A 12,096-nucleotide genomic window follows, 5' to 3' on the forward strand; every position below is an offset into this window, starting at 1 on the left:
GGTGGAATTGAAGCTGACACTTACACTCCAAACTCTTACTCGTCCTAGGTGCTTGTATAGTTATAGGCGCACGGCAAGTATTTTGCCTCGGCTATCAGGGTTATCCCTTACCGTCTGTTGCGCGAGGCCGGAATGGAGCAGCACCGCAGACGGGCGGTGACGCGTTTTGTCGTTCCGTCTGTCGGGATGGCAATGCAATCGTCGTCCACGGGCTGCCCGTCCACCGCGAGCTCGACGCGTCCGGTGCCTACTCGTTCGGGATCCTTGATCGTGACGATCAGAACGCCGTCGGGGCCGTTGATCCGGACCCTGGCACCACCCCAGCTCGTCGGGATTCGAGGAGCTATCCGGACTGCGCCGCGCTGGAGGCTCAGGCCGAGAATACCTTCGACGGCCAACTGCCAGCTCCAGCCGGCCGCCCCCGTGTACCAAGTCCAGCCAGCTTGGCCGGTGCCGGGTCCTGCGCCGCGCACGTCGGCGGCCAGGACGTAGGGCTCGCCGCGATAGAGTTCTGCTCCGCCGAGGTCGTCGGTGCGGCGGATGGGGTTGATCAGGTCGAAGATCTCGTAGGCCAGGTCACCATTGCCTAGTCGCGCGTGGGCCAGGCCCAGCCAAGCCGCAGCATGAGTGTACTGGCCGCCATTTTCCCGAACACCCGGTGGGTAGGCGCGAATGTAGCCCGGATCGCGCAGTGTCCGATCGAACGGAGGTGTCAGCAGACGCACCAGCCGTGCATCGTGATCGACCAGGCGGTCGGTCGCGGCGTTGATGGCTGCGGCGGTTCGCTCGGACGAGGGCCCGTCGGCCAACGCCGCCCAGGATTGGGAGATGCTGTCGATCTGGCACTCTTCGGAATCCTTTGAGCCCCAGGGCAGGCCATCATCCGCGAAGGCGCGCATGTACCATGCGCCATCCCAGCCTGATGCATCGGCCACTCGACGCAGATCATCTGCGCGCGCTCTCCAGAGGTTATCGAGATCGTTGCGCCCGACGTCTTTGGCGAGGTTGGCAAAGGCCTCGGCGCATGTCGCGGCGAACCAGGCGAGCCATACACTTTCGCCGTGTCCCTCTATGCCGACGCGGTTCATGCCGTCGTTCCAGTCTCCCGCGCCGATGAGTGGCAGCCCATGCACTCCCGCAGTGACGCCACGGTCCAGCGCACGCCGGCAATGCTCAAACAACGTCCCGCGCTCTTTGCCCGCGTTGAACGGGGCGTAGCGATCTTCCTCATCGGCTTCCAGTGGCGGAGCAGACAGGAACGGGATTTCCTCGGCGAGGATCGACGTATCGCCGGTAGCCTCTACATAACGGCCGGTGGCGTAGACCAGCCACAGCAAATCGTCCGAGCAGCGAGTTCGCACACCTCGTCCCTGAGGCGGGTGCCACCAGTGCAGCACGTCACCCTCCTCGAACTGATGCGAGGCGCTATCCAGGATATGCGCACGCACGCGCTGCGGCTCGATGAACATGAGTGACATCATGTCCTGAAGCTGGTCACGGAAACCGAAGGCGCCCCCGGCTTGTTGGAACGCGGCCCGCGCCAGCACGCGCGAGGCGAAGGTCTGGTTGATGAGCCAGCGATTGACCATGAGATCGAAAGCCGGGTCCGGCGTGGTGACCTGAACGGCACCGAGCCGCTGCTTCCAGGCGGCATCGTTGTCGGCGAGCCCCTGCTTGGCCGTCTCGACGTTCGCCCAATGCGACGCGAGTCGTGCCGCCTCGGCGGGATCGCTGCCTTCGCCGAGCACGAACACGACCTCTTCGGTCGCGCCAGCCGCCAGATCGATGTGGACCTGGAACGCGGCACACGGGTCGGCCACGTTATCGAGTGCACCATCGAGGCTCCAGGCCACGAGGCCGGCCGGTCGGGCCGGATCGCCGTGGCGGCCGAGAAACGCCGCGCGGTCACAGGTGAGGCTATGCGGCTGGCGGCTGGCGGCGAGAAACGCCGTGCGCTCGCCGAATTCGGGATTCCAGCCATTGCGTGCGATCAGTGCCTGGTTTTCGGCATCGAAACCGCAGACCAGATGCGGTCGCGCGGCGCTGGTCATGGAGCCAAGCAGCCACTCGGCATAGTAGGTGGCCGTGAACCGACGCCCGCGATCACCCGGATTGGCCAGGGTAAGCAGCGCCAGCTTCACAGTGGCATCGGGGGGGACGAAGACGGTGAGACGCTGTTCCAGCCCTTCCGCGTTGCGCCGCCAGGTTGTGGCGCCAGCACGGTGGTGGATCTGGCAGGATTCATGGCCGCCGGCAGGCAGTGGGGTGGGCGTCCAGATGTCGGCGGTCTCTTCGTCGCGGAGGTAGAGCGCCTCGGTCTGCGGATCGACCACCGGGTCATTCGACCATGGGGTTAGGCGATGCTCGCCGCTGTTGATACACCAAGTGAAGCCCAGCCCCGCTTCCGAGACGATCGAGCCGAAACTCTCGTTCGCCAGCACGTTGCACCAAGGCGACGGCGTCACGCGCCCGCCGTCGAGATGAATCGCATAGTCGCCTGCTGCTGGAGTGAAGCCTCCAAGTGAGTTGTCGAAAACGAGGTTGTCGGGGCGCAGCAGTGGTGTCACGTTTAGCGGTTCCGACGTAGGCAGTTCGAGCGGCTGGAACCGGGGCAGCGGGGTGCGCCCAAGCTGCGGCGGAGCCACCGCCGTGGCCAGTGATTCCGCCGCGGCGAAGAGCGTCATGCGGGCCGTGGCCTCGAGTGCGCGCCGCTCAACCGCACCAACCCGCTCGGTTGCCAGGAGATGAATGCCGCCCCGTCCGCCCAGCCCCTCGGGCAGGTTCGCAACACTAAGTGCGGCAAACAGCAGGTCGCGAATCGGCTCCTCATAGCCTGAGAGACCATCCTGCAGGAACACCAGATCCGCGCGAAGGCCGCGTCTCTGCCACCATCGATGGGCGCGGATGATGGTCGGCAGCAGCGTCGCATGGGCCTCGTCGACGACTCGCACCAGCACGATTGGCAGATCGCCGGACAGACCCATGCTCCAGAGATGCGGCTGCGCAGGAAGCGCCGTGCCCGCCGCTGCTAACAGGATCGGCGGCGTACGTGGGAAAACCAAGTCGCGGCACAGGGTCTGCGCCTCGGCCAACATGCGTGAGTCTAGCCCGAGGCGTTGCGCTTCGAGCGCGACTGATCGCCGCGCGTCTTCCGTCGCCCAATCGAGAGCCGGCCCGGTCGCGAAGTGCTCGGCGATCCCGAGAGCGGTCTTGCGTGAACCGGCAGCGACTGTCACGAAATCGATCCGTGCCTGAGCCCCGGGCTCCAGGATAACATGGGCCCGTAAGGCCATGATCGGGTCGAGCGTCCAGCCAACCGCGCCATCCAGCGCGGCAGTCGCGCCTGGCGGTCGTTCCGGGTCACCGTGCCGGCCGAGAAACCGTCTGCGGTCAGTCTCAAAGCCGGCCGGCGTGACCGCTGCATCAGTCGAGAGCAGGCGATGAAGCAGGACCGGTGGTTGATCATCGAGTCGTCTTGGGCGGCGCTCGAACACAAGCGCGTTTTGGTCATCGAGACGCTCGCTGTGGATGAAGAGCTTGCTAAAGGCGGGGTGGCGTTCGTGGCTGGCCGCAGGCGCCAGCACGATCTCCGCATAGCTCGTCACATCCATCTCGCGCACCCGGTCGCTGTCGTTGGAGAGCGTGACGCGGCGGATCTCTACATCGTCGCTGGCTGCAATCACGATTTCGAGGTTCGTCGACAGGCCTTCCCTGCGCTCATGAAACTCGATCTTGTGGGCGTAGTAACACGTGTCCGACACCCGGTTCGAGCCGTGTCCGCCGAGCGTCCAGATTGCCCCGCCGTCGGGCTCGCTGACATGGATCCGCGCCTCGCCGCCACGGCGAACGGGATCTCCCGCCCAGTGCGTCAGGGCCTGTCCGCGCCACCAGAGTGCACCGTCCCCGGTATCGCTGATCCAGGCGGCCAGGCTGCCGTTGCCCAGTACATGGAGTTGAGGCCCGGACTGGTGTGGTGTCGACCAGCTATGCAGCGTCGGTGTCGGTATGCGGGTCAGATCCGGTGTCGTGGTGACGGTCTCGGTCGGCCGCTCGGGTGGAAGTTCCCACGGAACGCGCTCCTGCAACAGCAGCTCGGTGGCGCGCAGGCGCGGATCGCGGCGGAAACGCCTGATCAGGATGTCGTCGTTCAGCGCGTTGCCGATCGCAGCACAGATCATGCCCTGGTGATGGGCCATGTAGGCGCGTACCGGCGAGAAGTCGCCTTCTGCCGGCAGCCGGTCCGGCGTGAAGTCGGCGGCCTCGAAGAATCCGTACCGGTCACGCAGGCCGAGCCCGTCCAGACGGCGCAGGTTGGAGGTGGCTGCGGCTGGCGCGACGCTCAACGCCAGGGCGCTTGCATAGGGCGCGACGACATAGTCCTTGGCCAGGTCGCGCTTCAGACCGAGCCCGGGAACGCCAAATGCCTGATACTGGTAGTGGTGCGAGTCGTCACGAACTGCAAAGCCGGATTCCGACACACCCCAGGGCAGTCCGAGCGTCTCGCCATAGCGCCGCTGCACGGCGACCGCGGCTCGCTCGCTCTGGCCGAGAAGCCGCCCAGCCTCGCTCGGCAACAGCAGCGTCGGCATCAGGTACTCGAACATCGACCCATTCCACGACAGCATTGTCAGCGCACCGGCCGCTCTGGTGATCGGGCGCCCCAGATGGAACCAATGCTTGATGGGCACGTCCCGCTTGGCGATCGCGAAATAGCTGGTCAGCCGTGCCTCGCTCGCCAGCAGATCGTAGTGGTGCGGGTCGAGGTGGTCGGAGTCGAGATTGTGGCCGATGAAGAAGGTGCTGGTCTCCTCGTCATAGAGCGAGTGGAAATCCATGGCGAAGGCGCGTGCCTCCGCCCGTGCAGCGCATTGGTGGAGACTGTCGCGGAGATCATGGCAAGCCGTCTCGCCCTGATCGAGCGCCGCTGTCATCTCGGCGACCCAGCGTCGACTTTCCGGGTCGACCGGAACCAGTTGTGAAAGGACGCGGCGCGTCCGGTTGATCCGGTCGGTTATCCCGGCGAAGGGGGCATCGGGTGGGGGCAACGCCTCGATCAGCTCCGACACGCCTTCCAGCCCGGCCGGTGATGTCTCGGTCAGGGCGAGCCATGGCGCCAGCGCGCCGAGATCCCGCCGCATGGTCATCAAGTGGTGATTGGCACGCTTGAGCCACAGATGGATTTCATGTGAGTTGGCCTCGATGCCGGTCTCGAGCACCCGGGCAATGCGCATTTGAACCTGCGGCCAGTCGTCCGTGGCGAGCTGCATCAGGGCCGATCGCCAGTCCTTCGGCGAACGGCGGATCGCGGGCAACTGGTTGACGATGGCATCGAGGTGATCGGCAATTGCACCTCGATCCGTCTCAGGCAGTGCGGAGGCAGCCTCGCGCAGCAGAAGGAGGGTATCGCCAAGGCCGTCCCACTGTACCGGAGACATTGCCGGCCCGGCCGCGGCCTCCCGGCAGCCTGCGCACAACGTCAGCAGGCTTACCGCCAGATTACCACTGTCGACTGTCGAGACGTAGCGCGGCTCGAGCGGCTCGAGCGTTCTGGTGTTGAACCAGTTGAGTGTATGGCCGGCATGACTCTCCAGTCGATCAAGAGCGGCCAGCGCTGCGCTCATGCGCGCGGCAAGATCACGCCGGCCAATATGGCCCAGATCCCACGCTGTCAGTGCCGACAGGAAAAGCATCCCGACATTGGTCGGTGAGGAACGGTGCGCGATCTCCTCGTGCGGAGCAGCCTGGTAGTTGTCGGGCGGCAGCCAGTTGTCGTCGGGGCCGGCGAATGTCTCGAAGTACAGCCAGGTGCGTCGCGCGACCAGACGCAGATAGAGTCGGTCTTCCGCCCCCAGGATTTCCGACACCCGTTGCCGCTTGCGGCTGATCAGCCAAGCGATCTGGGGGGAGGCGAGCCACAGCAGCAGCAGCGGTGCGGCTCCCGGCAGGGCGACGGGGTTCAGCCACACGAGGGTCAGTGTGATCACAACCGCGAGGGCGGGTGCGGCGGCCATTTCGCGCCAGGTACCGAGCCAGGTTTGTGAAACCTCCGTAGCCGAATGGGCCGCCGAGGTCCATTCCAGCAGACGGCGGTGCGATACACGCACGCGCCAAAGGGTGCGTGCGATCGCTTCGCTGGCGACCGCGGCCTCGTGGGCCAGGAAGATAACCGCAAGCAGCCAGCGCCCGGCATGGTCGGCCAGCGCGTGCAGCATGCTTCGCGTCGTGCCTCGCTTGCGGCCACGTGCCAGGCGGGGGATGATGTCGGTGAACAGGTGAGCACCCGGCGCACCCACGGTCAGCATCGTCCAGATCAGGGCCTGTCCCGGCAGCATCAGCCATCCGGCCGTCGCCAAGGCAACGAGCATTGGGGCGATCAGGCTGCGGCGCAGGTTGTCCAACATTTTCCAGCGGTCGAGCGCTGAAAGCCGGGTGGCGACACGCCTGTCGCCGCGGCTTGGCACGATGCCGCCCAGCCAGGGGGTGAGCTGCCAGTCACCCCGGATCCAGCGCAGGGCGCGCCGGCTGTAGGCGAGATAGTTCGCGGGAAAATCCTCGTAGAAGACGATGTCGCTGGCGAGCGCGGCGCGGCCGTGAAGCCCCTCGAACAGATCGTGGCTAAGGATCGCGTTTTCCGGTACGCGTCCGTGCAGGCATTCGTGGAATGCGGCAACGTCGAACGCGCCCTTGCCGGTGAATATCCCTTCGCCGAACAGATCCTGATAGACATCCGAGGCCGCGCGACTGTATATATCGATCGCGGTATCGCCGGTGTAGAGACGGGTGAACAGCGACTGGTCTCCGGCATCGGGTGAAATCTCGACCCTGGGCTGGATGAAGGTATAACCGCGTGTCGGCCTTCCGGTGGCCGAATCTAACTCGACGCGGTTCAGCGGATGAGCCAGCGTTCCCACCAGCCGGTTGATGGCATTCGGCTGCGCTTTGGTGTCTGCATCGAGCGTGACAACGAAGCGCGCCTGGCAAAGTGTGTCGATATCGCCTTCACGCAAGACAAACGCATCCGGCAGGTGGCTCAGGATGAGGCCTACAAGCTCCTCGAGCTTGCCGCGCTTGCGCTCCCAGCCCATCCAGCGGCCGTCGGCGGCATTCCAGCGGCGCTTGCGGTGGAGCAGCGCGAACGGTGCCTGCTCAGCGTAGCGCGCATTGAGGCGGCGCACACCGGCGACGAGAGCGGCTTCGATCGGCGCATCTACCGGCGTGTGTTCCGAATCGGCGTCCGCGAGATCGCTCAGCAGCGCCATGCGTATGAGCGGGTCCGGATTCGACAACCAGTGCATTTCCAGCCGCTCGATCAGCGGCGCGACCTCGGCCTCGTGGCGCAGAATCACCGGCACTACCAATACCGTCTCGCAGCCGGCGTCCAGGCCGTTCTCGATGGCGAGTTTTGGCAGCACCCGGGGCGGGACGAACCGGCTGACGAGCCAGTGCGTGAACGTGACGCTGATGATCATGGCCGGCGTGAGCGCCAGCGCAAGTCCCGCCACCCACGCTGCCGCGCTGGCGTCGAACATGGCGAGCAGCTGTGCCGGAAAAAACAGTGCCGCCACGGTGAAACCTGTCAGTGCCCCGGCATAGCTTCTGCCAGGATGAGCCATGACCCAGCGGCGCCAGCTCGTGCGCCATCCGGCGCGAAAGCCCACTTGCCGCTCGAGCTCTGCCCGGCCTTCCGCGATCAGCCAGCAGCCGACGTGCCCTGAGCGCCTTGCTCCAGCATGAGCGCGCGCCAGTTCCAGTGCGGCGTCGGCGACTTCCCACTCGGAGACCGGCGCACCGTCGGCGATGTCCTCAACAGCTTTGCGATATTGGTCGCGCGTGTCGAAATCCATGGCCGAATAGACGTCGGCGGGATCATCCTGCAGGATCGCCTCGACACGGCTCACCTGTTCGAAGAACTTCTTCCAGGGGATGTTCGAGATCGCCACGAGGGCCGAGATCGCGCGTGAGACGCCTTCGGCCGGGTCGAGCGGCTGGTGCAGCGTCGACCGCGGCGTGGGTTTGAATGGCGAAGCGAGCTGGGGCAAAAGCTCGGAAAACGACTGAACGAGCTCCTCCAGGCAGACCAGGCGCAACATCGCCGGAAACGCCCAGAGTTCGGCGATCGTCAGCGGTCCGTCGCGCTGATAGGTATTGGTGTAATCAGCTGCCTCTGCGAGGCCGACCTGTATCTGCGCCACGTCGAGCATGCCTCGCGCCAGTGCCAGGACTCGCGGGATGCCGCAGTAATCGGTCGCGGCGAGTCGCGGCAAGCGCCGATAGAACGAGGCGGGGAGATCCTCGCGCACCTGTCGGACGGCGCGGCGCAGGTGAAACTCGTTGTCGAACAGCCACTCCGAGGCCTTGGCCACATTGGGTGGTGGCTCAATGCAATGGTCACGAACGCGATCCAGCCAGGGGAGGAAGGCGGAGAGCTGCCGCCAGGCGGAGGCCGCCTCGGGCGGACCCGCGACGATGTCGTGGTGAGCCCGGAGTGCGGCCGCGCCCCGTGCATACACGCTAGCCGGTGCGGTGGTGTCTTCCAATGGCGGAGCGGCCGGTGTCACATCATCCCCTGGCTCGGTAGCCTCGTGTCCATGGCGTGGTCTGGTGTCGGCGGATTTCTCCTGTTTTGCCGCACGAGCAGCACCGGGATGTTCATGCGGTTGATTAGATAGTCGGCGACGCTGCCCAAGGTCATGTCCGCATGTCCGCTCTTGCCGGCGGAGGAAAGCACCATCAGATCGGCGTGTTCTTCCGCGGCCGTGAGTGCAAGCGCACGGCGCGCATCGCCGCTTGGCAACAACCGGATCCGGGTTGTCGGCGTGGCGGGCAATCGGGATCGAATCCAGTCCAGATAGCGTCGGGCGGCGAGTTCATTGCGGCGGTACAACTGATCGCGCAAGGCGACGGCCTCCGCATCGAGCAGGTCCGACTCAATGAGATCGGCCTTTGGGGCGGCATGGACGAGCACCGTTTCGGCGCCGTGGGCAGCTGCAATCTCCAAACCGAGTGGCAAGACGCATTCCGATCGTGATGAGCCGTCGAGCGGGATGAGCACCTTGCGATACCGTATCGGCTTGTCGCCGACCTGCATCGATGGCACGAGCAACACCGATGCGTTGGCGACCTGGGCGACCCGACGCGCCGTGTCGCCCAGTCGGACGAAGGCCCCATCGCTTTCGCCGCCTCGACCCAGCACAATCAGGTCTGCCGCGTTATCATGAGCCCATGCGTTGATGCGCTCGGCGGGCGGCCCGGCCACGATCACCTCATCGGCGTGAAGATCGCTGAAGCGCGACATGTGATCGTGCAGATACGCCGTCGCGTCGCGGTGACGCAACGCCCACTCCACCGGATCCATCGGCTCCTGAGCCGTTGGCGATTCAAGCACGTGCATGACGGTCATGCGTGCACCGACGGCCTCGGCCACTGCGGCCGCATGCGCCAACACGGCTTCCGTAAAGGGAGCTGCATCGAGCGCCAATGGAGGCGAATCAACACAGGCCAGGACTTGGCGAAGGATGGGTTGCTCGGCGAACTGGCGGCCCGACTGCGGAGCCTCCGTCGGGAGTTCAGATTCAGACATGTCGTACTCCTTACGACGAACCGTCATCAGGCAGAAATCGACTACTCAGCTACCGGGTCGGGCCATGCGGTTGGTTGATGGTTTCATCAAAGGCCCTGTCACAATAGTGATAACTTACTATCTTTTGGAAAGCAAGTTTGCCACCGGTAGCACTCCGAGAGGTGGTTTGTTATGTTTGGATCAGGGGTGTATTCAGGAAAGCGTATGAAAAGTCATCACGAACTCTCTCGTTATCTGCAGCAACGCGCAGTGCTCAGATCACCACTGCTTATCGAGAGCTTTAACAGTATTGACCGTAAAGATTTTGTGAGCCCAGGTTTGCAGGATGAGCCCTATGGAGATCATCCTCTTGCCATCGGTGCAGGACAAACGATCTCCCAACCCTACACCGTCGCTTTTATGTTGGAGCTTTTGCAGCTTGAAGAAAGCGACCGTATTCTGGACATAGGCTGTGGTTCGGGTTGGAGCACAGCGCTTCTGGCTCAAACGGCCAAATCGGGTTTTGTGACGGGGGTTGAGCGCGTTCCCGAGCTTCTGGAGCTGGCTCGAAGTAATCTTAAAAAATACCAGTTTGATAACATCGAGCTGCAGATAGCCGGCAAGGCTCTTGGCGTTCCAGGGCAGATGTTCGACAAAATTCTGGTCTCGGCCGCCGCAGAAGAACTCCCTCAAGAACTGATCCAGCAGCTAAACCCCGGCGGCATCATGGTGATCCCAGTCCAGAACGACATGGTTGTGATTTTTAAGCGCGAGGACGGCAGCATTGAACAGAGTAATTTCCCTGGCTTTCGTTTTGTGCCCCTTATTTACTGACTGATGCCGGTTCAAGATTCGATCAATTCCTGCCTGATTGCACCAATTTCCTATTGGAGAACAGCAGCGTGAGTTGCTGAGCGAAGTGACAGAGCAAGCCTTCGAGATTCTCGCTCGTAACCGGGATATTCTGAAGCGGGCGGCCAACCGCTTGCTGGAAGTTGAAACTTTAAGATCACGTTTATGGGAATCTGATGAATAAACCTTTGACTCAGCTGCGGACTGACGACGAACACTGGATGCGACGTGCTTTGGCGCTGGCGGAGCAGGCGGCAGCGCTGGGTGAGGTGCCGGTCGGTGCGGTGGTTGTGGTGAATGGCCAGGAAGCCGGTGCGGGGTTCAACAGACCTATCAGCAGCTGCGACCCAACCGCCCATGCAGAAATCTGCGCCTTGCGTCAGGCTGGGGCACACTTGGGCAATTATCGGTTAAGCGGAGCTACGCTTTACGTTACACTGGAGCCTTGCACCATGTGTGTGGGTGCCATTGTGCACAGCCGCATCAGTCGCGTGGTTTACGGTGCCACCGAGCCCAAGTCCGGAGCGGTAGAGTCAGCCCGGCGTACTTTTGATGAACCTCATCTGAATTGGAGTGTTGAAACCTGTGGCGGTTTGCTGGCAGAGCCATGTAGCCGTCTCATCAGTGGCTTTTTCAATCGCCGGCGCGAAACCAAGCGTCAGCAACGGAGTAAATAAACATGAAAGTTCTCGTTACCGGCGGTGCCGGCTATATCGGTAGCCACGTCGTGCGCCAACTCGCTGCTGCCGGCCACGACATTGTGGTGTTCGACAACTTGTCTACCGGCTACGCCTGGGCCGTCACCGCTGGCGAGCTGGTGGTGGGCGATCTGGCCGATACCGCCACTATTGACGCGGTATTCAGTAAACATCAGTTTGAAGCCGTATTGCACTTTGCTGCCAATATTGTGGTTCCGGAGTCTGTTGAAAACCCGCTGAAGTACTACAGCAATAACACCTGCAACACACTGAATCTGCTCAAGGCCGTCGACAAGCATAAAGTGCCGTACATGGTGTTTTCCTCAACTGCTGCGGTTTATGGCATGCCGGAGCAGACGGTTCTTACAGAAGACCTCCCTCTTGCCCCGATCAACCCCTATGGCGCATCCAAGATGATGAGCGAGCGGATGATCATGGATCTTGCGGCGGCTTCCAGTCTTAATTACGTTGTGTTGCGCTACTTCAACGTGGCGGGTGCCAATCCGGACGGCTTGCTGGGCCAGGCAACACCGGAAGCGACTCACCTTATCAAGGTGGCCTGTGAGTGCGTAACCGGGCAGCGCGAAGGGATGAGTATATTTGGTACGGATTACGATACCAGCGACGGCACCTGTGTCCGTGATTATATTCACGTGGAAGATCTCGCCAGTGCGCACGTAATGGCTCTGGATTACATGGCTGGCGGCGGCGAGTCGAAAGTTATGAACTGCGGCTATGGCCGCGGCTTTACGGTGCGGGAAGTGATTGATGTGGTGCGCAGGCAGTCCGGTGTCGATTTCCCGGTGGCTGAAACCGGCCGTCGAGCCGGTGATCCAGCCGCGCTGATGGCAGACAATGCACTGATTAAGAACACCCTGGGCTGGCAGCCTGCCTATGATGATCTGGAAACGATCGTGGGTACCGCTCTGGCCTGGGAAGCAATCTGGCAGAAGAAAAAAGCTGCTGCTAGCCAGTAAAAACTTTATT

The 12,096-nt window shown here is 63.0% G+C and carries 5 protein-coding genes; 3 read left to right on the forward strand and 2 right to left on the reverse strand.

The features are described from left to right. Positions 1 to 107: 107 nt before the first annotated feature. Both BUA49_RS10180 and BUA49_RS10185 read right to left on the reverse strand, forming a co-directional pair. A complete protein-coding gene (locus BUA49_RS10180) occupies positions 108 to 8,558 on the reverse strand; it encodes a GH36-type glycosyl hydrolase domain-containing protein (protein ID WP_217650404.1) in 8,451 nt (2,816 codons plus the stop codon). Next, positions 8,555 to 9,580, reverse strand: coding sequence for a universal stress protein (locus BUA49_RS10185; RefSeq protein WP_072797023.1), 1,026 nt, complete (start codon positions 9,578 to 9,580; stop codon positions 8,555 to 8,557). Before BUA49_RS10185 ends, BUA49_RS10180 begins: the two co-directional genes overlap by 4 nt. 204 nt (positions 9,581 to 9,784) lie before the next feature. On the opposite strand from BUA49_RS10185, the gene pcm reads away from it, so the two are divergent. The 3 genes from pcm (at position 9,785) to galE (ending at position 12,086) form a co-directional block, all read left to right on the forward strand. Continuing rightward, entirely contained in the window at positions 9,785 to 10,393 is a 609-nt protein-coding gene (gene pcm, locus BUA49_RS10190; RefSeq protein ID WP_072797024.1) for a protein-L-isoaspartate O-methyltransferase, read from the forward strand. Positions 10,394 to 10,587: 194 nt separating this feature from the next. Next, positions 10,588 to 11,088, forward strand: coding sequence for a tRNA adenosine(34) deaminase TadA (gene tadA, locus BUA49_RS10195; RefSeq protein WP_175547566.1), 501 nt, complete (start codon positions 10,588 to 10,590; stop codon positions 11,086 to 11,088). Between the two features lie 2 nt (positions 11,089 to 11,090). Next, complete coding sequence (gene galE / locus BUA49_RS10200; RefSeq protein ID WP_072797025.1) at positions 11,091 to 12,086, forward strand: UDP-glucose 4-epimerase GalE; 996 nt, start codon at positions 11,091 to 11,093, stop codon at positions 12,084 to 12,086. Positions 12,087 to 12,096: the final 10 nt, after the last annotated feature.

Source organism: Marinobacter antarcticus, from assembly GCF_900142385.1.
Lineage (GTDB): Bacteria > Pseudomonadota > Gammaproteobacteria > Pseudomonadales > Oleiphilaceae > Marinobacter > Marinobacter antarcticus.